The organism is Carboxylicivirga taeanensis (assembly GCF_051851475.1).
In the GTDB taxonomy this organism is placed as follows: Bacteria; Bacteroidota; Bacteroidia; order Bacteroidales; family Marinilabiliaceae; genus Carboxylicivirga; species Carboxylicivirga taeanensis.
This window is the reverse complement of the sequence record NZ_JBPUSJ010000004.1, coordinates 174,333-200,120: the sequence shown is the minus strand read 5'-3', so window position 1 is coordinate 200,120 and position 25,788 is coordinate 174,333. Positions and strand designations below refer to the sequence as shown.

13 protein-coding genes are annotated in these 25,788 nt (G+C 41.9%); 2 read left to right on the top strand and 11 right to left on the bottom strand.

Annotated features, from left to right (window positions below):
• Positions 1-3 precede the first annotated feature (3 nt).
• Together ACSX1H_RS08080 and ACSX1H_RS08075 are read right to left on the bottom strand one after the other, a co-directional pair.
• Complete coding sequence (locus ACSX1H_RS08080) at positions 4-2,457, bottom strand: PAS domain S-box protein (protein WP_439183341.1); 2,454 nt, start codon at positions 2,455-2,457, stop codon at positions 4-6.
• Positions 2,458-2,561: 104 nt separating this feature from the next.
• The gene (locus ACSX1H_RS08075; protein ID WP_439183340.1) at positions 2,562-3,251 is read right to left on the bottom strand and encodes a Crp/Fnr family transcriptional regulator; all 690 of its coding nucleotides are present in this window, start codon (positions 3,249-3,251) and stop codon (positions 2,562-2,564) included.
• Positions 3,252-3,598: 347 nt separating this feature from the next.
• On the opposite strand from ACSX1H_RS08075, the gene ACSX1H_RS08070 reads away from it, so the two are divergent.
• Positions 3,599-5,674, top strand: a complete 2,076-nt coding sequence (locus tag ACSX1H_RS08070; RefSeq protein WP_439183339.1) for a methyl-accepting chemotaxis protein — start codon at positions 3,599-3,601, stop codon at positions 5,672-5,674.
• A gap of 8 nt (positions 5,675-5,682) precedes the next feature.
• Positions 5,683-6,051, top strand: coding sequence for a response regulator (locus ACSX1H_RS08065; RefSeq protein WP_439183338.1), 369 nt, complete (start codon positions 5,683-5,685; stop codon positions 6,049-6,051).
• A 143-nt stretch (positions 6,052-6,194) separates the two neighbouring features.
• Here ACSX1H_RS08065 and ACSX1H_RS08060 read toward each other — a convergent pair whose 3' ends face one another.
• The 9 genes from ACSX1H_RS08060 to ACSX1H_RS08020 all read right to left on the bottom strand — a co-directional run bounded on the left by ACSX1H_RS08060 (position 6,195) and on the right by ACSX1H_RS08020 (position 25,491).
• Complete coding sequence (locus ACSX1H_RS08060) at positions 6,195-10,193, bottom strand: hybrid sensor histidine kinase/response regulator transcription factor (protein ID WP_439183337.1); 3,999 nt, start codon at positions 10,191-10,193, stop codon at positions 6,195-6,197.
• A gap of 124 nt (positions 10,194-10,317) precedes the next feature.
• A complete protein-coding gene (locus ACSX1H_RS08055; RefSeq protein ID WP_439183336.1) occupies positions 10,318-12,630 on the bottom strand; it encodes a beta-N-acetylhexosaminidase in 2,313 nt (770 codons plus the stop codon).
• A 90-nt stretch (positions 12,631-12,720) separates the two neighbouring features.
• Positions 12,721-14,640, bottom strand: a complete 1,920-nt coding sequence (locus tag ACSX1H_RS08050) for a RagB/SusD family nutrient uptake outer membrane protein (protein WP_439183335.1) — start codon at positions 14,638-14,640, stop codon at positions 12,721-12,723.
• 32 nt (positions 14,641-14,672) lie between these two features.
• Entirely contained in the window at positions 14,673-17,873 is a 3,201-nt protein-coding gene (locus ACSX1H_RS08045) for a SusC/RagA family TonB-linked outer membrane protein (protein WP_439183334.1), read from the bottom strand.
• Between the two features lie 17 nt (positions 17,874-17,890).
• Positions 17,891-18,481: a hypothetical protein gene (locus tag ACSX1H_RS08040; RefSeq protein WP_439183333.1), complete on the bottom strand. Its 591-nt coding sequence runs from the start codon at positions 18,479-18,481 to the stop codon at positions 17,891-17,893.
• A gap of 40 nt (positions 18,482-18,521) precedes the next feature.
• Positions 18,522-21,041, bottom strand: a complete 2,520-nt coding sequence (locus ACSX1H_RS08035; protein ID WP_439183332.1) for a LamG-like jellyroll fold domain-containing protein — start codon at positions 21,039-21,041, stop codon at positions 18,522-18,524.
• 71 nt (positions 21,042-21,112) lie between these two features.
• On the bottom strand, positions 21,113-22,246 hold the full coding sequence (locus ACSX1H_RS08030) for a T9SS type A sorting domain-containing protein (protein ID WP_439183331.1): 1,134 nt from the start codon (positions 22,244-22,246) through the stop codon (positions 21,113-21,115).
• Between the two features lie 506 nt (positions 22,247-22,752).
• Complete coding sequence (gene rnk / locus ACSX1H_RS08025; RefSeq protein ID WP_439183330.1) at positions 22,753-23,163, bottom strand: nucleoside diphosphate kinase regulator; 411 nt, start codon at positions 23,161-23,163, stop codon at positions 22,753-22,755.
• Between the two features lie 288 nt (positions 23,164-23,451).
• A complete protein-coding gene (locus tag ACSX1H_RS08020) occupies positions 23,452-25,491 on the bottom strand; it encodes a methyl-accepting chemotaxis protein (protein ID WP_439183329.1) in 2,040 nt (679 codons plus the stop codon).
• Between the last annotated feature and the right edge of the window lie 297 nt (positions 25,492-25,788).

Sequence of the window (25,788 nt, the reverse complement as noted above, 5' to 3'; positions counted from 1 at the left end):
ACATTATGAATCCGGACTATTCAGTGGCAGTGTTACATAAAAGGTGGCACCTTGGCCTTCCGCCGAATCCACATTAATTTCGCCACCAAGCAACATAAGGATCTCTTTTACAATAGACAGGCCCAGACCATTTCCGCCGTACTGACGACTCATGGATACTTCCACCTGCCTGAAGCGATCGAATATAATCGCATGCTTCTCCTTAGCAATACCAATACCCGTATCTTCCACAAATAGGGTATAAGTCGTTTCAGAAATATTATACACTCCAAACCTGATGCGGCCTTCTGAAGTAAACTTCACAGCGTTATCCAGCAAATTGATAAGCACCTGCGTGAGTCGTCCCTCATCGGTAGTTACCTGCAAGCCCTTACCAGGGTTTGTAAGCACTAGCTCAATGGGTTTAGCAACGATTTCTATTTTGGAGGTATACACCTCTTGCAAATTCTCCAGTATATGAGCAATATGAGCAGGTTTGGCATGAATCTCCAGTGTTCCATTTTCAATGGCTGAAATATCGAGGATATCGTTAACAATATTTAATAAATTATCGCTACACTGTCTGATAACCTGTATGTAATATTTTCTTTCCTCAATATCATCACCATGGCTGTTCACCATCAAATCTGAAAAACCGATGATGCCATTAAGCGGGGTTCTGATTTCATGACTCATATTAGCCAGAAATATTGACTTTAAGCGATCCGCCTTTTCAGCCTTTATTTTGGCCTGTTTGAGCTCGAGGTTAACCTGGTTGAGGGCTTCATTTTTATTTTTAAGCGATATTTCGAACTTTTTTTCAGTTGTGATATCCTGTGTCACCCCAATTGCTGCTGTGGGGCGTTGGTTGCCATCATACTCCACAAAAGCCTTCTTCCGGATCCACTTCACCTTGTTATCTACCACAATCCGATGCTCAATATCATAGCTACCACCTCTAAGCGCGGCTCTCCAGGCACTCATTACTTTCTCTCGATCATCTTTATGAATCAGGTTGAAATACCATTTATAGTCAAAGAACTGCAATTCTTCAATTCCAAATATTCGGCAGTTCTCCATTGTCCACGATACCTTGTTATTGATTAAATCAATTTTCCACGAACCAATTCTACCAATTTCCTGTGCCTTTTGCAGGTAAAAGCGTTCGAGCTTTAATACACCGATATCCCTGAAAATAGCAAGAAAGTGCAGTTCATTATTCAGGTATATGGCTGATGCTGAGAAGAGAATTGTTTTTGTCGAACCATCTTTGTGATTTAACTGAAGCTCAACATTATCCACATATCCCTTTTCCAAAATACGTTTCCGCAGCACCTCCCGGTCGTTGGGATTTTTCCACACACCTAAACTGGTTGTTGATTTCCCTAAAACTTCAGCTTTTGAATACCCTAAAATATGAGAACAGCTCTTATTTGCATCAACAAACACACTGTCGGTTGTAATGATGGCCATTCCAGCCGGATTGGCATCAAACGAAGCCCTGAATTTCCGTTCGCTCTCCTCCAACTTAGCTATGGCCTTTTTTTCGGAAGTAATGTCCTTAAGTGTGCAATAAGCCCGTTTGTATGTCCCTTTTTCATCATAATACCTGCAAACCTCCATGGCCACGTCAATGCTGGTTCCATCTTTGCAGATTAAAGAAGTTTCCAGCTCGAGAAGATTATCTTTGAATACATCTTCATTGAGCTGACTCATCATCGCCTGCTTCTGGCTGGGGTGAATCAAATGGCCAAACGAACGGCCAGTAATCTCTTCCTTTGTATACCCCATCATGCGTTCCCATTGAGGGTTCACATCCAGAACGTTCGCCTCACTGCTAATTGCCAGATAGGCCAAGGGAGCATTGTAGTATAGGGCACGGTATTTTTCTTCACTTTTTTTGATTTCAGCCTCTTTTTGCTTCAGCGGAGTTACATCTTCCAAAGTAAGTAATACAGACTCATTCTCCCCTCCGGAAAGTGTGGTGGATGACAGCAGAAAATCCTTCTTTTCATGCTGTTTATCCGGAGAATTAACATGCAGTGTAACGCCTACTTTATCATACGACTTACCGGTGGCGAAGGTGTTGACAAAGGTTTGTCTCAACACACACTGCGGACATTCTTCTGTAAATCCGCAGCGCTGAGCATAGCGCACCGTATTAATGCAGTTTAATGCTTCGCCGGCATATAAACCTTTTGTTTGTAGCTTATGAGTATTCCCTAATTTTAATCCTGCTTTATTAATATTGGCAATTTCATAATTCCCGTTCAACAAAATCATTGCCGATGGCGAACTGTTAAAGATTGTTTTCAGCATTCGTTCGTTATGCTTGCTTTGCAGCAAGGCATCGCCAAACCGCTTATTGACATGCTTGATACGTTTATTAATATTCTGGAATTCATAATCGCCAAACCCTTTTCGAATCAAAGCACTACAACAGTGCTTTAGATTTTTAAGTAGATTTCTTTCCCCCATAGATTGTGCTAAATTACATCCAACAAATCACAATTTAACTTATAATTCAACAAAAAAAATCTGAAATAGCTTATAAAGCTAATAATCAATCCATTTACAATTACTCAACCAACGGTGCTCAGCTTTTCTAACAAATCTCGCCGCGCTACCTTTATGCTATCCTTAGTGATTTTAATTATCCCATCGTGGTGCATTTGCTGCAGAATTTTATTGGTGCTCTCCTTTGAAGTGGCTGAAAGCTCAGACAGTTCCTTACGATTTAGCAGATTCAATACATCACTATGAAAAACTTCGCTAGTGAGGTAGAGCAAGGCTGAAGCCAACTTTCCATAACTGTTACGTGTACATGTTGTAGTGAGCTTACCGTACATAAAATTAAACTCGCGGGCAATGGAATTAAGCAGAAAATCCTGTGCCTTCTTTTCTTTTAAGATGATTTTGTTGAGCCAATCCCTTTTAATAAAGCAAACCTTGCAGCCCGTTACAGCCACAAATGAAAATGGATAGCGATCTGCCTTTAGTAGTTCAGGAAGCGCTAAAAAGGTTTGTGGTTCAATAATCTTTAAAATAACATTCTTATCATTTTTGCCTTCCAGCACTTTCTTAACAACTCCTTCCTGTAAAAATGCGACCTGAGAAACAAAACTTCCCTGCTTCATTACCGTATCACCCTCTTCAAGAGTTAGTACACTGACGTTATCAACTGCCTGATGCCGCTCCCTTCCGGCTACAATATGCTGCAAACAATTAATGCTGCATGCAACACATTCTCCCTTATCTGAAAAAAATTTCATGCATAAAGAAACAAACTTTTTAGAATACTACCTTCCCAAAAAATAGGTGCAATTACTAATATTTTTCAACCTAACCACTTACCACCAATCCTTAAATACCTGTTACGTAACGCTTTTATGAAAACAACAAAGCTTTTATGTCTGACATATAAAAGGTAAAATTACTTCGGCTTACGCGTAATTTTTCGCCTGCGATTAACGAAACACCAGGCAACACACCACTACTTTTGTCATCAACCTTTTTCAACGCCTGGAAGTAATTATCCAGGTGTACTAAATCCAGGGTAGCATAGAGCTACAGACAAAATCGAAAACAAGCATTTCACAAACACTCAAAAACAAAATCTATGAATCTTTCATCGAAAAGCAGTGGTATTGTTTCCGCACTGCACAACACCCTTAGTTGGTTTAATGATTTAAAATTGGGCATTAAACTCAGCCTGGGGTTTGGCGGACTACTGGCTATCGCATTAATAATAGGCTTACTGGCTATATTTAACATGGTAAAGATTGCGGACGAATCGGATCTTTTGGCTCATGAATATGTGCCTGAGGTAGAGGTTGCCACTGAACTTCGAACAGCAGCCAACCGGGCCATGCACAGCATTATTGCCTACAGCTATACGGAAGAGGAAAACTTTTACGCCGAAGGCCAAAAGCAAATAAAAGCGATTACAGAGGCCCTTGCTAAAGGTAAACACCTATCTGCAAATTCCAGGCAACTGGATTCTCTGGCTATAGGCCTGCAAATAGCAGAGGAGGCCACCAATATCTATGTAGGTTTAATTCAACAAACCGCCGAAGTGAACAAGACCTTGGATGAGGCTCGAGAAATTATGGACGAATCGGCTCTGGAATACATGACCAATTGCAACGACTACCTCATGCGCCAAGAGCAAGCCATGATGCAAGAGCTTCAGGCGGGCAGCACTAATACAGAAAGGTTAAAAAAAATAACCCTGATTAATAAAATCATAGAAGTGGGCAACATTGTGCGCGTTGGCAACTTTAAATCCCAGGTTATGCGCGACCCTGCCATTTTCGATGAGGCATTGAACCAATTCTCTCACGTGTATAATTATTTAAAAGAAATACGCCGCTATACCCGGATGCGTTCCGACATCAAAGCACTGAACACCATACAGATGGAAACGGAACACTACCACAAGGCAATGGAAACCTATATTGTTAACTGGAAAAAAAGAGAAGAGCTCACAGCTCAAAGCAGTGAGGCCGCTAACGCCTTTATTCTTAGTTGTGCCGATATATCCGATTCCGGCCTTTATGCCACCCAACGGATGGCCGATGATAACATCGAAACCCTTAGTGTTGCCAATACCATTATGATAACAGGTTTGATACTGGCTTTAATAGCTGGTGTTGTTTGCGCTTTTGCCCTTACAAAAGCAATCACCACTCCTATTAATAAGGGGGTTGACTTTGCAAAACAACTGGCCCAAGGCGATCTTACTGCCTCTATTGAAATTGAACAGCGCGATGAAATTGGCCAACTGGCAGCAGCCCTGTCTAACATGGGCCACAAACTGCGCGAAACGGTAGGCAGCATCATTGAGGGAGCCAATACTATTGCAGCAGCCAGCCAGCAAATGAGCAGCACCTCCCAAGCCTTGAGTCAGGGGGCCAGCGAGCAGGCTTCATCCGTAGAGGAAGTCACCAGCAGCATGGAAGAAATGGCAGCTAACATCAACAGCAATTCGGATAACGCACAGCAAACCAAACGTATTTCGGTAACTGCAGCCAGTGGCATTACTGAAGGTGGTGAGGCTACTCAAACAACAGTTGAGAGCATGAATACCATAGCGACCAAACTTTCAATCATTAATGACATATCGTTCCAAACGAATATTCTGGCATTAAATGCAGCGGTGGAAGCTGCCAGAGCTGGGGAGCAAGGCAGAGGCTTTGCAGTGGTTGCTGCTGAAGTCAGAAAACTGGCGGAAAGAAGCAAAGTGTCGGCCAACGAAATTGATGTGGTATTGAAAAATGGGACCTTGGTAGCACGAAATGCCGCTAGTAAACTAAAAGAAATAGCCCCTGAAATTAGCAAAACAGCCGACCTGGTAGAGGAAATTGCCTCGGCCAGTCTGGAGCAAAACATGGGTGCTGAACAGGTAAATAAGGCCATGCAACAGCTGAATACAATTACTCAGCAGAATGCAGCTGCCTCTGAAGAAATGGCAACCGGAGCAGAAGAATTATCAGCGCAGGCCGAGCAGCTTAAGGAGGTCGTGTCTTTCTTTAAAATAGGCCAAAAAGATACCTCAATCAGCATAAAAAATGAGGTGAAAACGAACAATCGATTACACGCAAACGCAGCTACCCCTTTGACAAGCCAGAATAAGAATGTTACTTTAGCGTTTAATTTAAACACCGAAATTGATTCTGATTTTGAAAAATTTTAACTGACTATATGCATAAAGTTCTTGTTATTGATGATTCTGAAGTAAGCCTTTTTCTGATTAAAGCCATTTTTAGTGACGATAACACTATAGAAATACTGACTGAAAAAGACAGCGTTAATGCGGTTGATACAATCAGAAAAGAAAAACCTGACATTATTATTCTCGATTTAATGATGCCAGTAATCAATGGCTTTGATTTATTGGAAAAAATAAAATCAGACTCAGCAATAAAACAGATACCTATCATTGTGATTACCGCAAGTCAGGACGAAGACTCATACAATAGAGCAATGGAGTATGGTGTGAATGAATACTTTACAAAGCCTATTGAAATGAAAAATATAGTTAACTGTATTAAAAGGATGGTTGCATCGTAAATAGCTCGCATGCTACATCCTTTGTATTAACCTTGATCAACAACCGGCACATCACTGTTCCGGTTGTTTTTATTTGCCTTTAAGCCCAGTTGATCAGTTTTCGACTCATTAATAAACAATGAACGAGGCACAGCTCATTTAAACTAATTTTCGGAAGACTGATTTGCATTAACTTCCGAAGCCAGTTTGCTATTTTGACGATATTGCATGGGCGTTTCGCCAGTCTGCTGTTTAAAAAAGGTGCTGAAATAACTTTGACTTTTGAAGCCAATCTTTTCTGCTATCCCACCTAATAACTCATCAGAATGAACTAACAGCTCTTTTGCTTCGGCAATTCGATAATCGTTAATGTAGGTGTTAATACCAAGGCCTAAAATGGATTTAAATTTATTGTATAAAGTAGCCCTGCTAATGGCCATGCGATCCACCAACATGTCAACACCCAAATCAGGGTTACTTAATTCCTGGGTGATGATTTCGTTCACCTGCTTAAGAAACTGTTCATCCGCATTACTCACGGTTAGGTGGGCCACTGCACTCTCCTGCAATAAGGCTGATTGATAGCTCTCCTGAATCTTTTGGCGACTCAGTAAAAGGTTGTAAATAACATCCACCAGTAAATCATTGCTAAAGGGTTTGGTTAGATACCTGTCGGCTCCCATTTTGTAGCCCTTCTCAACCGAAACTTCATCATGGCGCGCTGTTAATAACACGACCGGTATGTGGCTGATCTCAATGGTAGATTTCACGCGTCGGCAAAGTTCGTTTCCATCCATCAGTGGCATCATCACATCCGATAAAATAATATCAGGCATCTCCGTTAAGGCTTTATTAAACCCTTCCTCCCCGTTTCTGGCAACAATAACCCGCTTAAACAGGCTACGCAAGAGACGCTTAATGTATTGAGATAAATCTTCATTGTCCTCAACCACCAACAAGGTAAGCTGCCCCAATAATGCCATTTGTTCCTCATTGCCACTTCCTTTTTCATCAGACTTCAGATTTTTCAATATCTGCTCATCCATCGGCTCAACCGGGCAATCGTTTTCGTCCCATGCACTTTTAGATGGCAATTCAAAGAAGAAACGAGCTCCTTCGGTCTCGTTGTTGGCAGCACCTATCTTACCGCCATGGCGCTCAACCAGTGCTTTTGCATATGCCAACCCAATCCCATAACCATTACCACTGCCAGTTGCCTGAAAGAAGCGCTTAAACAGCTCACTGAGCTGCTCAGCAGGGATGCCCGGTCCCTCATCACTAAACGTGACCTTTACAGTTGCCTGGTCCGTTAATTGTGTGGAAACACCCAATGTTTTTGTTTCTGGTGCATGTCTGATGACATTTATAATCAGGTTATAAACTACTTTAGTAATGGCCTGCTTATCCAGGCTAAGCTCTTTAATTTGTGGGTCAAGCTGAAAATCGACCTGCATACCCGAATTTTTCAACTCAAAATCGAAGCCGTCAATCACTTCTTTTAGCCATTCATTAAAAGGCACCGGGGCCAGCTGAAGCACCTCTTCCGGATTTTCGACGCGCTCGAGGTTTAAAGCCTGCTCGACTAAACCTTTGAGGTACTTAACCTGCTTGTAAACCAGCTGCAGCAGTTCTTTATCTCGGGCCTGATGCTCATCTTCCTTGATTAACTGCTCGAGAGGGGCATAAATTAAAGTAAGAGGAGTACGTATCTCGTGAGAAATATTGGTCATAAAAGCAAGTTTTTGCTCGTTAAGCAACTTATCTTTCTCCTGTATTTCCATTTGCACTTTTACCATATGTCGGTTATACAGTACTGCCCAAATCACCAGCACAACAGTAATAGCGGCCACTACAATCAACAGTTTAAACCAAATGGTTTGCCACCAGGGAGGTAATACACTAATATTCATTACTGTTGCGGCAGGCGTCCAAATACCATCGGCGTCAACCACTTTGGCTTTCACCTTGTAGTTGCCAGGCTTTAGACCAATAATACTTATGCGCTGATCATTGGTTTCGATAAACTGCTCAGAAAAGCCCTCAATGGCATATTTTATGGTTTTATCTCTAAATAAATCGGCTGATTTTACCATCAGGTTAAACTCCAACATACCAAAATTATAGGGCAATTGAACTGATTTGTCCTGCTGGTAATTCCTGAGAATACTTTCGTCTCCTGCCTTGCCATTTTTTCGAATATTGGTTACCATTAGCTGTACACTGTCCTGACGGTGAAAATATTGATCCTCCCGGATATGCACCAGCCCATTGGCCCCACCTTTGAGAATATGCCGGCCAATAGCTACATTGGGTTTATCGTAATACTCATTGGGCATAAACCCATCGGAAACACCCATACGGTGCAAAGAACCCGATTCCTTATCCAACATTACAATATTTCGACCTGCACCAATCCATAATTGTTTTTCACTGCCTTCAGCAATGCTTGTTACAGTTCCCAGTCCTCCTAAATTAATTTCGTGTTTTGACTGCTGCTGACCTGATATATAATAAAAAGACTTTGACGTTGACACCCAAAGGCTTCGCTCCTTATCCACGAAGGCACATTTTATAGTTTCTCCGGCATTAACCCGATGGATCTGCTCAATACTCTTATTGAGCGAATGGTAACAATAAATTCCATTTTGGCCATATAGATACACATCAGACTGCTGACGTCCTGCCAACTTCAAACCTCCTTCACCTTGGTGAATTTTTGGCGAAAAAATGAGCTCTATGGTTCTCTCTGGCACATCAATTAGCTGCAATTGGCTATCTATTACCAGAATCTGCCGATCGCTTGTCTTGAATAAACTCACCCCCATATAGCCTTGACCAGGGATATAGGCATCTCCCTGAGGTGTCAGGTGAAAATCAGAAAGTGTGCCCGAACGTGTATTAAATATTTTAAGCCCTTCAGCAAAGCAGTTGATTAAAAGCTCATCATCGGAAAGCTGAATGATGGCATTTATTTTTTTATTTCGAGTGGATGCAAAATGCTCAAATGTGCCGGTATTTAACCGGTATTTATTAATGCCTCCTCCATCGGTTCCTACCCAAACAGTATTATCTGATTCGGCAAATAAGCTTAACACGGTTTGACTACTTAGACCGTTGGTATTGCCCCAAGGTACATCGGAAAACGAAGTAGCACATACTTCTTTTAAATTAAAGGCACCACCATTAACCGTACCCAACCACATATTGCTGTACTCATCCAGGAAAATTTCACTAATAGAATTAAGTGCAGGATTATAATCAGAGGCGATTTGTACAGTGTAAATTTGATTCTCTTTCAGGTTTAACCGTTGTAATCCGCCGCCATCTGTGCCAATCCATATTTCATTATCTATCTCGCACAATGCAAGTACAATGTCACTTCGAAGTGCCGAATTAGATGAATGATACTGCTGAAGCAACTCCCCATCCGCACTTATTTTGTACAGTCCCTTCTTATAAACACTCACCCATAATTGGTCTTCATCATCTTTAAGAACAGTCAATAAGTTGTTTTCACCAATCCATTGAAGTTTTGTTAGCTGTCCTGTATTCAGGTCGCATCTAAACAAGCCATTCCACCTGGATGCGATAAGCACCTGATTGTTGTTCCATTCCACAATTTTATATAGCAGTGGCAGTGATTGAGTGTCTCCTTTGAAATAGAGTTGTTTGATTTGATTATCGGTAGAGTTATAAATTGCCAGATGATCGGTGGTACCAAAAATGACGGAATCGCCACATGCTAACGCATTACTATAAACGACGGATCGGCTGCCCGATTCTGAAGGTAACTGTCTGAACAAATCGTGCTCAAAATCATACTTTGCCAATCCTTTGCCGGTTCCAACCCATATGTTTCGTTCGCCGTCTTCTACAATAAAATAGATGAAATCATCCAGTAAGCCTGAAGGTCGTTCTGAATGCCGGAAATAGGTATGCATAGTTACGCCATCGTACCTGTTTAAGCCGTTGCGGGTACCCAACCAGAGGCGTCCAACTTTATCGCGGTTTAAAGCAAGAATTTTACTCTGAGATAAGCCTTTTTCGAGCGAAATATGTTGTAAAGAATAAATAACATCCTGTGTGGCATTGCCCGGTAAAGGCTTCATTTGCAACAACACCAATAAGCACAGGTAAAGCACCCGCTTTTCAAATCTCCTCATCCAACTCTTTTTTAGTTTTTTTCTCAGCATTCAAAACTAGTAAAAAAAGACTCACTCAGAAATGAAAAAAGCGCCTTAACTAAAGAGTTTTAGAAAAGGTGCTTATTCGGATGCTAATATGCATTTAATATATCAACAGCTCATCAATAGCAATTCGTGCCGGCTGTCCTTCGCGGACATGTCCTACAGGACAATTTCCAGGCTTGGTTAATTGCAAGTGAATATACCTTGCTTGCGCGCCTAATTTTTCAAGCTTAAGCGATGTTTTATAAATTCCTGACTGAAACCTGATTTGTTCTTCAACATTGATTTCGCCAATGGTTTCATAGTGCTCCCCATCGATGGAAGCAGACACGACCAATTTAGAAGGCAAATGCACACCACCTCCGTTATTATTAAGCAGGCTCAACTCAATGGTTTCAAATGCCGTTGAACGGTTTAAATCAATTGTGAATTCACCATCTTTATTATAAAGATCGACGTACTCACCGTCGGTGTTTTTTTCACTTCCCAGCAGGCCATTGGTCAGTAACCAGGCATTGGCTTCTTTCGATACAACAACTTCACCGGCTGCCTTGTGCTTCAGGCTATTCAGCGTTAAAACCTGTCCCATGCGCACCCCATTTTTAAATGCGGCTGCACGCACCACCGTTGATGGCTCTTCATTGAATGCCTGACTATAGAGGTCTGAATTGGCCAATGGCTCACTGCCATCTGTTGTATAGCGAATTTCCACATCGGGGCGGATACAACTAAATGCCACATTAAGCGCCTGATTAACTGGCTTAACCTGGTGAAAGAGGTTATTTAATGATGTGGCGTAATGAAGACCATTCGCTTCATAAATATTAAACAGCTTATCCACTCGTTTCACAAAGCCTTCCCAACTTCTGCCCTCTTTTTGCGTCCAGGCATTTTCGGCCAACGCCGCTAAACGTGGGAAAATCAAATATTCAGCGTCCTCGGGAGAAGTCACAAACTCTGTCCATAAACAGCCCTGAATACCCTGCAGATGTTTAGCCTGCTGCTCGGTCATTGCCTCAAAAGGATTGTACGCATACACATCCTGAAGGGTATTATTTCCAAAATAGGTATAAGGCTCAAACCATTGAGGTCCCTGGTAACGGATAAAGTACAAAGCACGTGCTGGCGTCATGATAATCGGATTTCCCTGGTCAGCTGCTTTAAGAGCGGCATGGCCCATACCTCTCCAACCCATAACGGTTGTACCGGCCGGCACCTTTGAGTTGGTCAGCTCGTCCCATCCCATTACCTTTTTACCTTTGGATTTAATGTACTGAGACATTCGCTCAATAAAATACCCCTGAAGTGCTTCTTCTGATTCAAGACCCTCTTCTTGAATGCGCTGCTGACAGCGCGGACACTTACTCCAGTATTCTTTATTGGCTTCGTCGCCACCAACATGAATGTATTGACCCGGAAAAAGCTCTACAACTTCATCAATCACATCCTCAAGAAAATGAAAAACCTGGTCATTGCCGGCGCAATAAATAATGGACGAGTTCTTTCCGCCTATGCCGGGTAATACATGGATGGGCTTTTCAACCACCGGGCAAGCCAGTTCAGGATAAGCTGCCAAAGACGAGTTGGTATGTGCCGGCATTTCAATCTCCGGAATAATCTCTACAAAACGCTCCTGTGCATAGGCAACAATTTCCTTAATATCCTCTTGGGTGTAATAGCCTCCAACAGGTGTCGCCTCGTTGTGTTGCGGGTTCGTGCGCATTGAAAAGAAAGAATTTCTTTCTACACGCCAGGCACCTATGTCGGTAAGGGCTGGATACTTTTTAATCTCCAGACGCCATCCGTTATCATCCACCAAGTGCAGGTGCAGGTAGTTAATTTTGTGGAATGCCAGGTTATCAATCAAACGTAATAAGTCCTCTTTTGGCATAAAATATCGGGATACATCGAGCATAAAACCCCGGTAATGAAATTGGGGACTATCACTGATTATGACAGCAGGAACACTCCAGCTTACTCCCTCGGCAAAGTGCTCGCCCATTAACTCAACAGGCAATAACTGCTTTAAAGTTTGTAAGGCGTAATAAAACCCTTTATCCCCGCTGGCTTCAATAACAATAGACTTTTTGGTGACAGATAGTTCATAGGCCTCCTTATCAAGTGTTGCATCTGTTTTGAAGAGCAGGTAATTACGGCGAGCCTTTCCTCCTATTTGGGGATTGTAGTGATAGTTAGCCGAGATACGAAACAACTCGGTAAACGTATCCAAAAGCCGCGCCTGAGCCTCGTTTTCAATAATCCATTTTGTATCTGCATCAAATCGAAACTCTCCTTCTTTTAACTGATAGCTATTGGGCAAGGGAATAACATTGATTGCCACAATTGACTCCGTCGCCACTAACCCGATCATTACCAGCATGATCAAGGCTATTTTCCTGCATATTTTACTCATATAAAAAGACATAGTAATACCATAAGACCTGCTTCACAACCAAGCTGTGAAGCAGGTCTTAAATTATAAGATCCAGTAATTTGTAATTAGTTAATCCAGGTCTGCACTGTAGTCTGCTGTACCTGCTACTTTAGCTGGCCAACCTGGATTTTGGTATATAGGTGATGTTGATACATCGCCATTCTCTGAGGTCATAATAATTTCGCTCACTGGAATTGGCTCCAGGTAATGTGCTTTTGGGAACGTATAACCATCGTAATACTCGGCACTTGAGTTGAGTTTAAGGGGCTGAATGTAATTACCCATACCTGGCTGACTCACAATATCAGCAGTGATCTGCTCTGGCTCATACAGTTCATGCATCTGTTCCCACAGGTTGATGCCTTCAACATTGTATTTCACCATGTGGTCGAGTGCCCGCCACCTTTTCAAATCAAGGAAACGAAGTCCTTCAGCCACAAACTCACAACGACGCTCCCGGCGAATATTATACAGCGTTGGAGAAACGTAAGTGTTCCGTGACTTGGTCGCCAAATCGTTTTCCCGGCTCAAATCGGTCAGACTAATGGTTAATTGGTAATCCTCATTCACTCCAGCTCTTTTTCGCAAAGCCTTCCAATACAAATCGCATTTACCATCAAGTGCATTATGACGCTCGTAGTAGGCTTCCAGATAGTTCAAATAAGCCTCTGCAGCACGAAATACTGGTACAGCTGATGTTCCGGCTCCTTGCTCGTCCTGCCCTTCTTCGTAGCTGATCCACTTTTTAAGCTCATAACCGGTAGCTGTTCCCTGATTACCCAGGAAATAAATATTTGGGAGGTAATCAACGATGGTATCCTCTACCATTTGACCCTCTACATCGATTAGTTGAGTTACAAAGCCTGCATCTTTTACTGATTGAACCAGACGATTATCCCGGTTCTGAATCACATTGTGCACCATGGCATCGCCCTGATATAGATTATTAACATCAGCATACACCGGACGTCCGTCAGTCAGCAAAAAGGATTCTACGCAGGCGCGCGTCAGGCCTGTTCCCCCACCTGTGCGTGCCAAATAGTGTGTGGCACTGTGCGAAGCAATACCTTTACTATAGTGCACTGCCAGAATCACTTCATCGATGTCTTCGATTCCGCTTGTTCGATTAAAAAGCTCTTGGTAGTTGTCATACAATTCGGTTTGTTGTGCAACAGCATCAGCGGCTGTGTAAGCCTGCTCAAAAAAGTAATTGTATTCACTTTCGATTGATCCACCGGCAAAAGCGAAATCAGGATACATTTTGCTACCAGGCCATTTACTGTTGCCTGGTGCTAAAGCTGTTCCCTGGTGGTACTTCAACCAAGTTCCCTCGAAAAGAGCCACTCTCGATTTAAACAACAGGGCAGCCTGCTGATTTAAACGACCAGTCTCCGGCTCTTCATCTAACAGAAGGCTTGCGGCCTTATCCAGGTCACTAAGGATGAAACGGGCCACCTCGTTACGAGGCGCTCTTTGACTTGCTGCTACTAAATCTTCGTACTTATCGCTAAGCACCGTTTTAATAATCGGTACATCGCCAATGTTTGATAATAAGCGGAAGTAATCATATGCCCTGAAGAAATAGGCTTCACCCAAATAATGATTTACCAACTCTTCGGAACCAGATATCGCGGCATTTTCACGATTGTACTCAATTTTATCGATGAAATAGTTGATATCACGAATAACTTCAAACTTCCACTCCGAATCCTTTACTAAGGGTGTCTGTTTCTGCCCTTTGAACAAATTGGCATCAGGCCAGTGTGAGGCCTGATTATCACTATTATTATCGGTGGCATAAATACCTCCCCACCAATTGTTCATACCTGGCAATTTCTTATAGAATGTTGCGGTGAACATCGACATGTCATTAACATCCTTAAAGAACACTTCATCAGAACCAAAGTCCATTGGCTCGCGTTGAAGAAAATCGTCGCACGCTGTAAAAGCCAGCAACAGTATGATTGATAAATATTTTAAATGCTTCATTGCTGATATTTTTTTGTAGTCACTTCGGTTTATTAAAATGTTACAGATAATCCAACTGCGAAAGTGGCATACATTGGGTATGTTTTTCCAGAACCATATTCGTCGGCTCCATTACCAATCGCCTCAGGATCCAAAATCATCAGATTTGTATACGTCCATAAGTTTTCGGCAGAGAAATAAATACGTCCTTTTTGGATGTATTTGGACATAAAATTGGTTTTTGGCAAATTAAAGCCAACCTGAACGTTTTTAAGTCGGATGTAGGACGCATCCTGCATGTAATAATCGTTTACATGGCGGTTATTACCTGTGGTTCGTAAACGCGCGTAATATGGATCCAGATTTGCTCCCAGAGGGTGACCAGCTGGTCGGAAATAGTCCAGGTGATCGTTGAAAAGTGTCCGTTGCCAAGGAGCAGAGAAACCAAAGAAAGTCGAGCTGTCTTTAAAGAAAACATCGCGCTTGCCCACGCCCTGAAAGAAAACACTGAAATCGATAAATTTATATTTACCTCCCAGGCGAAGACCATATAAGTAGCGCGGTGTGGCATTACCAATTACCGTTAAATCACCCGGATCATGCACCGAGTTACCACCCACATTCACACTCCCTGAGTTATCGATATCTTTGTACATGAAATCGCCAGCACCCCACTTATCACCTAAGCTGGTTTGAGAAGTATGTGCCAACCACTCTTCCATCTCCAAATCACTTTTAGCGATGCCTTCAACCTGGTAACCCCAGATATCACCCATCTTTTTGCCTTCGAAGAACTCCTCGATGTTGCCATCCGGACTATCGTATTTGGTGACTTCACTCTGGTAGTCACTTACCGACACAGAGATGTCGTAGCTAAAATCGGCTCCAATACGATCGCGATAGAATAATTCCAATTCCCAACCGTCGGTTCTTAACTCTGCATTGTTTGTTTTAGGTGGCTCAGCACCAAACACTCCAGGCAGTGGCTTAGCCGGACCAACCATATCTTTGGTTGTTCTGCGGTACCAATCGAACGAACCACCAAAACGGTTTCCCCAAAAGGCAAAATCAACACCTGCTCCAATATTTTCAATACGCTCCCAGGTTAAGTCGGTTGTAAATGGCACTGGAGCTTCCAAAATCATGGCATTATCGCCCGCTAAAACAAAGCCCCCTAAAGTAGGCAACATTTTCTGGAAATATGGGTAAAAGCTGGAGGTGTTTTGGTTACCCAACTGTCCATAAGAAGCTCTTAATTTAATCACTTCAAAGCCGCTGTTGGCTAACCCAGTCATAAAGCCTTCACGTGCCAGGTTCCATCCTAAAGAGAATGATGGAAACACGCCCCAACGCTTATCCTGAGGGAAACGAGATGCGGCATCTCCGCGAACATTTGCTTCGAACATATACTTATCGTCGTATACATAGTTCACACGCGAGAAAATACCCAAGTTCGACCATTCACCTTTCTTTTCAGACATCATAGGATTCGTACCGGCCGATGATGGCAAAAATGGCAGATCATCCAATAATATATCATCTGAGGCAATACGAGCTGTCTCGGTGTAAAAATACTCAGTTTGCACACCAGCCAATACCTTAAAGAAATGCTTATTACGCTTCAACTCATAATCACTTCGGAAGTTGGTATTCACATAGTTCACATAGCCATATCCTTTTTCGTAATAGTTGGTGCCTGCCGGTGGCTGGCGTCTGAAAGTACCATTATCACGAATATCTGAGATATCATTCACTCCTTCAAGCACACCAAAATACTCTTGTGTCCCATCAGGCAGTGTTTGCTGTAGTTTCTTAAACTGACGGGTATTGCGCGGGTTTTCAATGCGACTACCAAAATCAGCATAAAATTTCCAATCTCTAATTGGTTCAAAGGTCAGTTTAGCCTGATTGTAAAGCTGCTGGTTCTTCTGTACTTGGCGACCACCATTTGTTAAGGATGGTATGAGTGATTGTGGATTGTATTCGCCATTTGGCAAATAAACCGGTACGTTTGATGGACGACGGCCCAGGTTATGGAAAAATAAAGATCCCATGGCACTAGGCTTATTGTTTTCTGTTGTTACCAAACGGGTGTTCCAGGTTAAATCCAGTTTATCGTTAAGTTTAACATTCACACGCCCATTAATAGAAAATCGTTCAAAAAAGTCATCAGCATATCTAAATAGACCGTTCTGCTTAAGGTAGTTACCTGAGAAATAGTAAATCACTTTATCACCACCTCCACTTAAGCTAAGGTTATGCTCATGTGATGGCACAATGCTGTTCAAATGCTCCTCGTACCAGTTGGTGTTACCATAGGCCTGCTGACCGTTTAACCAGTAGTTTTGGAAAGGGTGTGCCTCTGTACCATGCTCCAGCTCACCTCTTTGGTAGCGCAGGATCTTATCCAGATTAGATTGACCAAACTGTGCGCTACCTCCTGCGTTAATAAAGGCATCGTTAACCATTAAAGCATAGGTGTACGAATCTACCGGGTCGGGCACATTCAAAGGTTGTGATAACCGTACGTTGGATGAGTAGGTAAATTCCTTTTTACGATTACCTGATTTAGTAGTAATCAGAATTACCCCAAATGGTGCACGGGAACCATAAATAGAAGCCGATGCTGCATCCTTCAGTACCGAAATATTTTCAATATCGTTGGGGTTAACGGTAGAAATATCGCCTTCCATTCCGTCAATCAGTACCAATGGGCTAGAGCTGGAGCCTTCACCAATTGTACCGGCACCACGGATATTAATATCCATACTCTGACCGGGCGCCCCACCATTATCGTTTGTAATGTTCAAACCAGCAATAACTCCCTGCAAACCATCTGCCACGTTGGCAATAGGACGCGAATCAATGGCTTTTGTATCAATGGTTTTAACAGCTCCAGTCGCATTCGCTTTTTTCTGAGTACCAAAACCTACAATTACCACCTCGTCCAAATCGAGGTTACTACTCATTTTTACATTAAACACGCGCTGACTTCCTACTTTGAACTCCTGATTTTTGAAGCCAACAAACGAAAAACTGATCACACTCTCTTCGCCTGGAACTTTTAAGCTAAAATTACCATCGATATCGGTTATGGTTCCAACGGTTGATCCTTTAACTATTACAGAAGCACCAGGCAGTCCCATATCGGTGTCATCCTTTACGTTACCCGTAATAGTAATATCTTGTGCCATGACGGATATGCCTGACAGCCAAATAAAAATTATTGCAAGTGCATTATATATCTTCTTCATCACTTTAGTCACTTAGGTTATTCTTCAATCATTGATTTTTGCGAAAACTGAAGCTTATACATGATTGTGCTGTCTTGAGTTGTTATGTACTGTGTCTGAACCTTTCTTCGGGTAGACACTGTACTGTTGGGATTTGACGAGCGAGGATTGATGTTATAGTCAATAATCGCATCACCCACTCCACCTACTTTTGCATTTCTAATCCAGGTTGCACGCTCAGAACTAAAAGGAATAGTAGGTGCTGTCCATCGCGCATTAGAGCTTAAGCGGATGTAAAGACGGTTTTTATACTTTGGTAATAAAATGGTTGGCAGCGTATATAATTTTGCCGTTTTACCTTCATAATAAACGGTATCCACTTCCATTTTATCAAAACTACCGTCCGCCAGAAACACACTGTCCTTTTGAAGGTAATAACGCACATAAGTTGTGTCTGTAGGCTCTGGATTTATAAAATTATAATCATAGATACCCACGGAATCGGTAATACTCACGATTTGTAACTCGGAGGGCAATGTCAGATCGCCAAACTCCTTATCATCCTTGTCACATCCGGACCAGATAACCATGACCATGACCAGACATAACAATCCCTTTAGTTTATTCATCTTCTTTTATGTTTAAATTCTAATTCCCTTCTGAGTAATATTATTCAATCACCACCTTTACCTGATAATGCTTCCCAGATTGGGAAGTCACTTTTAGGATGTACATACCTTTACTAACGTCTGAGGTATTAATGGTGGTTTGCTGCTGACGGTTAATAATTTTACCGTTCCCGCTATTCACCAATACCACCTGCTTTACTTCCTCGCCTTCGGGCAACTCAACATTTACGTAGTTAGTGGCCGGATTAGGGTAAACACGGATAGAACTCTGTGTAACAGGTTTATTAGGAATAGCAGTTGGTGTTGAGTTTACATCAGTTACCAAAGTATCGACATTACTGTGCAACGAGTAACTGGCAGCTTTTACCAGGCTATAAGGATGTGAAGTTTTCACATCGTTCCCCATGTCCCAATACATGATACCACCCAAGTCGTTATCGTGAATAAACTCACAACGATCGATTACCTGGTTATAGCCGGTTATATAACGACGGTTGCCAGTTGCATCAATAACGCTATTCATATCAGGCGTGTAACCTCCGTCAAGCAAGCCGTTTCGAACACCAATCGGAGGAACACTGAGCTGCGCGTCTGTTGCCGGATCATACCCTCTTGAAGTAGTGGTTGCATAAGACAGAACTATTTTATCTAATGGGTAACGGCCATTGGCTGTAAAACGCGTTAAAGCATCCTGATAGGTTTCCCAAAGAAACACGTGCTTACCCGGACCATAAATTTGAAATGGGAAATAATCCACCATATCCACGTATTGATATGGCAACTCATAAGATACATAGTGAGGTGTTACGGTCAGTATCTTATCGGCCGGAAATTGAGCTCTAATTTCCTCAATTACTTTACCATAATCCTCCCAACAGGCACCTGAGTAACACCATTCAAAATCAAGATCAATTCCGTCGAACTGCTCGGCTACTCTGGCAATTTCAGAAGCGAATGTACTGCGGAAAGCAGGATCGGCAAAAGCATTTTCCCAGCCTGAGAAGCTGTGCAGACCACCCCTTATTTTATAGCCACGGTGACCTTTGTAATGATCGCGCATGATATTGATAAAATGCTTAGCCGAATAGGAGTCGTAACCCACATTATCCGGATTATCGTAATTCCAATACGAATCTACAGTAAATAGTGTTTGGGCTTCGACTTTGCGTGTGTCGCTAGGCATGGGTGTATCTGTCATAGCCGCTGCCATGTTACCCGATGAACGATAGGCATTCCATAGAACAGTCTCATCAAACTTGGCATTCAGATTCACCCCAATCAAAGCAGGAGTCTCTTCTAAACCAGTTAGCGTGTAGCTATTCACTTCCTGGTTATTATTAACAGCGTAATAGGTTTCACCATTAAAGGTGGTTTGATAAACCTGGTTTTTTACAGTAGAATAAGCAGCAACTCCCAAGTGCACCCATTCGCCCACTTTCATATAGTTAATTCGGCTATAATCTACACCATTTACGCGTACATAAATTCTTTTTTTAGCTTCATCGCCCAAACGGATTGAGAAACCCTCAGTTGGAGATTTTTCTTTTTTGAAAATATAAGCCCCTTCGGTCCACTCTTCCAGATAAATCCAGGTTGAGAACGAATATTTATCATTTGGGTTAAGCGCATCCGGTCCTACATTCATCTGAGCTCCTTGCCCATGTAGAGCCAATACGCCTTTGCGGCCTTGATATTCGCCCAGGTAGTTACCATTAGATACCTGACCTTCGTTATAAGGAAATGGCACCGTCACTTTACCAGTTTTATCGGTGCTAATGGATAAAAGGATGAGATCGTTGGATAGCAAATACTTATCGTGATCAATCTCACGGTCGGCCCAACGACCAAAATCGGAATAGGCAACCGAACGACGGTATTTAAAGGCGGTGTTATCGTTTACCAGCTGACGTTCAGCTCCTGACTGAAAGCTTCCGTGGTGTTTAAAACAATAGTCCACAACATCGGGACACAAATTTTGATCAAACTTGTAGTAAACGACTAATTCTTTATAGTTAGGGTGGTGCTTATTAACGGTGTTGCGCCACAGTTGAAAAAAATTATCAGTAATGGCGGCTTTCCATATACGCAGCTCATCAATCCGTCCTTCGTAATTATTGCCTCCTACAACCACGCCACTGTTGCTTGCCGGAAAGTTTAAATTGATTGCACGAGAATCAATTATCTCATTATTAATAAAAATATCGGCATTTCCTTGCTCATACACCACACTCACCTGGTTCCAGCTACCAGCTGTTAATAATGGTGAAGTAATGGTTAACTGTTCTGCTCCAGCCTGAATGGTTAAATTATTTTCACTGGCCAGTTTAATACTATACTCCTCGGCACCATTGCCCCTAGCCAAAATGGTGGCACCATTTGTCCATACATCCGGATTCATCCAGAATTGTAATGTATAGCTATCTAATTGATTGAGTTCGTCAATAGCTGGCACAGATACCGAACCACCGGAACTAAGTTTTAATGCATAGTTGTCTACCTGTGCTGCAGCATTAAAAACAGACAGACACATTGCGAAAAACAATACGAGTAATTTATTCATCTTTCCCTCCTTTTAACAGAAAAAGCATAACGGCCAATACCTGCTACCTGGCCGTTATGCTCATTAATCATTTATTGAACTGCAACCTTCGTTGTCTGATTTCCTGAACGAACAATATAAATGCCCTTCGCTAAAGCAAGACTTACTTCAGGCTGTGTAGCATTTTGTGCAACCATTAACTGACCAGTCATTGAGTAAACCTCTAATGCGGTGTTAACGGTTACATTTTTCAAATGCAACTGACCAGCTGTTGAATGCCATTGAAGTTTAGTGGCTTCCAACTCAGGCTCAATACTGGTAGCCACCGGGTTGGATGTAAGTGTTAATTCTTCGAATTCAACAGGGGCTCCTGTTGGATTAGCTGTAAATGTAATCTCTTTAATTAATAAAGCAGTGCTTTGGGCATTGCCACCCATACGCAAATTAAATCGCAAAGGCGTACCAGCCACTTCGGGTGCTGAAAAATCGTATTCACAGGCAATCCATTTATCGGCATTATATGTTATTTCTTCTTCTTCAGTTTCTTCATTGAACACCACATCTGTAAAGTCACCACTTTTAAATTCACGGGTCGCATCCAGATTTGCTCCATCTTTTTTTGCATTATTGGTATAAGTATATCCGAGTATATCAAATAACTTACTAGAAGTACTAATCGCATTCTGATGAATGTGGAATACAACGCGCATACGAACGGTAGCCTGAGCTTCAGCCTCAGCTAACTGCTCTTGAGTCGCTTCGCTACCACTAATGCCATCTGGTAGAAAATCTGCTACAGCAGGTGTACTGTTTATATCAGTGAACAACATCATACTCCACCAGCCAAGGCTAAAACCTGGCTTCCCGGCTTGTCCGTAAGGGAAGGTAGACTCACTGCCTTTCATTAACAACACTTTGCCAACTTCACCTCCCATATCGATCACCTGAAAATAGCTGTTAAGAATATCTCCTGGTCCTGTTCCATCAAAGGTTAATGATGTGGCCATGTTAGGGTTTCCAATTACAATAAATCCATTGTTCCAATGATCTTTAACATCCTGATCACTTGGTGTTGGATTGGAACCACTTACTTGTTTATCTAAACTATATGGTCCGGTTGGCAGTGTATTAAATTTATAACGTGATGGTGTTATATCTGTTTGAGCGGATAGCTCGGTGCTGAAGAGTGCACCACATACACATAATAGGGTAAAAAACTTTTTCATACTAACGATGATTTAGAAAATTGATAATTTAATTAGTTGTAACTTTTAATTGCTTCAAATTTATTGGCAGCCCGTCAGAGTCCTTTCTTAAATCATCTGTATTTCTTTCAATCATGTCCAAATATGGATAATCGCCATTTTTGAGAATGCAGAACCCAAGCGGGTTAGACGATTTTTAAAATCATTTAGACGATACCTAAAACGCGGCAGCACTCACAATAAATGGAGGAAACAAAGTTGCGCCTCAAGTGCCAACCTATTGTTAGAACAATGGCAAAAAAGAAGAGCAATGAAGCCTAAAAATGGTGAGTTTTTAGCACGCCTGCTATTGGAAAAGTGCAAAAATTAAATGAAGATCAAGCATCCAACCAAGAATTAAATGGCGGATAGATGGGGTAAATAATGGTGGGATAAAGAAAATAAATTCAGGTGCAATTATAGCCTGTTCAATAGCGAAGGCTGACCTCTGTAAAAAGTGGACAGCCTTTACTCATAAGCTCTTCTCATTACAAATGGAAATCACCCGCCTGCTCCGGCTGATAAAGGATCTCTTCGATGAGCAAAGTAATAGTCCCTTTTGGCACTTCCCACTCAATGGTATCACCTTTCTGATAGCCCAACAAAGCCGTTGCAATAGGTGCAAAAATTGACAGTTTATTTTTTTTGATATCAGCCTGGTCGGGGTATACAATCTGAATATCCACTGTTCGCCCCGTATCCATGTAGCGAATGCGCACAATTGAATTCATGGTTACTACCTGGGGAGGCACATTTTCAGGAGCAAAACATTTTCCCTTATCAATCTCCTGCAGAAGATTGTAGATTTCCTTGGTCTGATACTTTTTTCGGTTATTACTATCCGCAACGAGACGTTTTATGCGGGCCGAATCGTTTTGATTAATAATTAAATGTTTCATAAGTTATTGTTTAATAAAAAAGGCCGGTATTAACCGGCCTCCTGAATTTTTATTTCTATTATTTATATAAAATTCCTAACAGCCGTTATGCATTTCTGCCATACTGCTGCTTAAAAACCTTAATAAATTGTTAACTGCTATCATCATAATTATACGCATTGCTTTCACAAACATACTAATAATCATGATGCCTTGAGTTGTTTTAGAAATATTTAACATATCAAACATCCTTCATAAAACACAAAACGAAGAGTTCATATATAATCCTAGCCTACAGGCTGTTAATCATTAGTAACTTTCATAGTCTCCCTTTTTATTTAACTCTATATCCAAATTAAAGCCTTGCGAAGCTGGTTGACCAGTCACAGGCCTTTGTTCTTCCTCTTCGTTCAAAAAAGTAGGTTTTTGTTTGTTTACCTTTTGAGGGACATCATTTAAGTTGAAAAAAGCAATCAATTCTGACAACTGATCGGCCTGCCCAGCCAACTCTTCGGAGCTGGAAGCAATTTCTTCGGAAGCTGCAGCATTTTTTTGTGTCAGATTATTTAATTGCATAATAGCTTGATTCACCTCTTCGGTGGCATGCGTTTGCTCAATACTTCCGGCTGCTATCTCGTTGACGAGCTCGGCCGATTTAATGACTTCAGGTAGGAGGCTTACCAGCTTTTCTCCTGCCTGCTCTGTAATATGCAAATTAGATTCAGCTGAGGCAATTATTTCAACTGCTGCGGCCTTACTTCGTTCGGCCAGCTTACGCACTTCTACTGCTACCACGGCAAACCCACGGCCATGTTCGCCTGCCCTTGCCGCTTCCACAGCTGCGTTTAGTGCCAAAATATTGGTTTGCATGGCAATTTCATTAATAATTTTAATCTGTTCAGCAATCAGGCGCGTTGAATTGACCCCTTCTTTTGCCCGTTCAGTTACTTCAGATATGCCTGCTTTGGTGCTGGTTGACAGCTTTTCGGACTGCACGGCATTTTCATTATTCTGCTGTATATTAGAAGTTATTTCCTCCATGGTTGAAGATACTTCCTCAACCGAGGAGGCTTGTATATTGGCACTTTGAGCAAGCTGCTCGGCCGAACTGCTCATTTGCTGACTGGCAGCTGCAATATTATTGGCTCCGGTCACTATACCACTCACAATCTCTCTCAACTTGAGGACCATCTGGTTCAAGGAATCGGATAGTATTCCCACTTCATCTTTACGCTTAATCTCAATAGTGGAATCCAAATTTCCTTCCGCAATGGTTTGTGCAAAAAGGACTGCCTCCTTAATGACACCTGTTATAGAGCCCGTTAGTGGAATATTGATGAGTAAAAACACAATAATAGCCACTAAAATTGCTATCATGAAAACGCGTCGTGACTGCTGAATCATATTCATCAGATCTTCCTCAACAAGTGTAATGGTGATGTAGCTATCGATGGTATCCAAGTATTGGTAGTACACAATCTTTGGCACACCATCGTGTTGATAGGCGAAACGACCTGTTTGCTCGGCTTTTGACTTTACTTGCTGAAAAACCTCGGAGTTGGCAATATTTTCTCCCTGCTGTGTTGGGTGCAAAATCAAATCACCATCTGCATCCACCATAAAAGGATACCCTTGCTCGAAATACACCTTCTTTTTAAAATACTCACCCAAATGACTCATGTCTTTTTCAGGAATGCCCACGTATAGTGCCCCAATCACTTCGCCCTGATCCAACACCGGCTCATAATAGGTGATATACCAATCGGTTACCACAAATGCTCTACCTACGTATGGCTCACCTGCCGACAGCGTTTTTGCCACTTCAGTAGTATTTGGTATATAGGTACCAACAGCACTCTCCCCGTTTTCTGTTAACACATTAGAGGCAACACGAATATATCCCTCTGAAAAACGTTGAAGCACAGTGGCATTTCCCACTCCTAAATCCTTAATGTGATCGACCAGCTCCTCATCCTTTTGCACTTGCCAATTGTTTATCGTCCACTTAGGCAATACAATATCAAGTGTTTCCCCAGTGAGATGATTTTCAGCCTGAAAAGGAATGGTTTCGGTAGCTGAGACTTTGAATTCGCCCTGACTATAAAAGTGCTCTTTAAACAGCGCCTGAATAAGAAGCACCTTCTCCCTATTCATATCTATCTCCCGGTGAATCACATCCTTCAAATCGCTTAACTGCTCCTGCATGCGCACATCAGCATCTGCCAGAATCTTAAGCCGCTGCTGACGGGTAATATAGCCCCCCAAACCCATCATAATCAGCACCATCACTAAACTAACAATCACGTTGAGTTTAACGCCAATTTTTAAATCATTAATAAAATTTCTCATGGTAAATGTTTAAATAAAATAGCAAATAGGAGCACACAGGCTCCATATTTAAATTATACTATCAACAAGACGACTTTACAGGTGTTACCTGCAAGGCCTCTCAAACTTTGCCTGCCAATACTAAGCGTATAAAAAATGAATTGTTAGCTTTCCCTTGTAATGGGCTAATGTACGCGCAGTTAAGTAGTTTGTTTCACCACAATTTTTTACTCACAAGTGCTAAAAGAACAATAATACTTTTGTTGGTTTCGCTAAAGATAAAACGGAAAACATCAACTGATTAAAAGTATTCGGGGC

What these genes read in the sequence shown, in the direction of transcription:
- ACSX1H_RS08080 (WP_439183341.1), bottom strand. Translation starts at nt 2,457, where the DNA reads ATGGGGGAAAGAAATCTACTTAAAAATCTAAAGCACTGTTGTAGTGCT.
- ACSX1H_RS08075 (WP_439183340.1), bottom strand. Translation starts at nt 3,251, where the DNA reads ATGAAATTTTTTTCAGATAAGGGAGAATGTGTTGCATGCAGCATTAAT.
- ACSX1H_RS08070 (WP_439183339.1), top strand. Translation starts at nt 3,599, where the DNA reads ATGAATCTTTCATCGAAAAGCAGTGGTATTGTTTCCGCACTGCACAAC.
- ACSX1H_RS08065 (WP_439183338.1), top strand. Translation starts at nt 5,683, where the DNA reads ATGCATAAAGTTCTTGTTATTGATGATTCTGAAGTAAGCCTTTTTCTG.
- ACSX1H_RS08060 (WP_439183337.1), bottom strand. Translation starts at nt 10,193, where the DNA reads ATGAGGAGATTTGAAAAGCGGGTGCTTTACCTGTGCTTATTGGTGTTG.
- ACSX1H_RS08055 (WP_439183336.1), bottom strand. Translation starts at nt 12,630, where the DNA reads ATGAGTAAAATATGCAGGAAAATAGCCTTGATCATGCTGGTAATGATC.
- ACSX1H_RS08050 (WP_439183335.1), bottom strand. Translation starts at nt 14,640, where the DNA reads ATGAAGCATTTAAAATATTTATCAATCATACTGTTGCTGGCTTTTACA.
- ACSX1H_RS08045 (WP_439183334.1), bottom strand. Translation starts at nt 17,873, where the DNA reads ATGAAGAAGATATATAATGCACTTGCAATAATTTTTATTTGGCTGTCA.
- ACSX1H_RS08040 (WP_439183333.1), bottom strand. Translation starts at nt 18,481, where the DNA reads ATGAATAAACTAAAGGGATTGTTATGTCTGGTCATGGTCATGGTTATC.
- ACSX1H_RS08035 (WP_439183332.1), bottom strand. Translation starts at nt 21,041, where the DNA reads ATGAATAAATTACTCGTATTGTTTTTCGCAATGTGTCTGTCTGTTTTT.
- ACSX1H_RS08030 (WP_439183331.1), bottom strand. Translation starts at nt 22,246, where the DNA reads ATGAAAAAGTTTTTTACCCTATTATGTGTATGTGGTGCACTCTTCAGC.
- rnk (WP_439183330.1), bottom strand. Translation starts at nt 23,163, where the DNA reads ATGAAACATTTAATTATTAATCAAAACGATTCGGCCCGCATAAAACGT.
- ACSX1H_RS08020 (WP_439183329.1), bottom strand. Translation starts at nt 25,491, where the DNA reads ATGAGAAATTTTATTAATGATTTAAAAATTGGCGTTAAACTCAACGTG.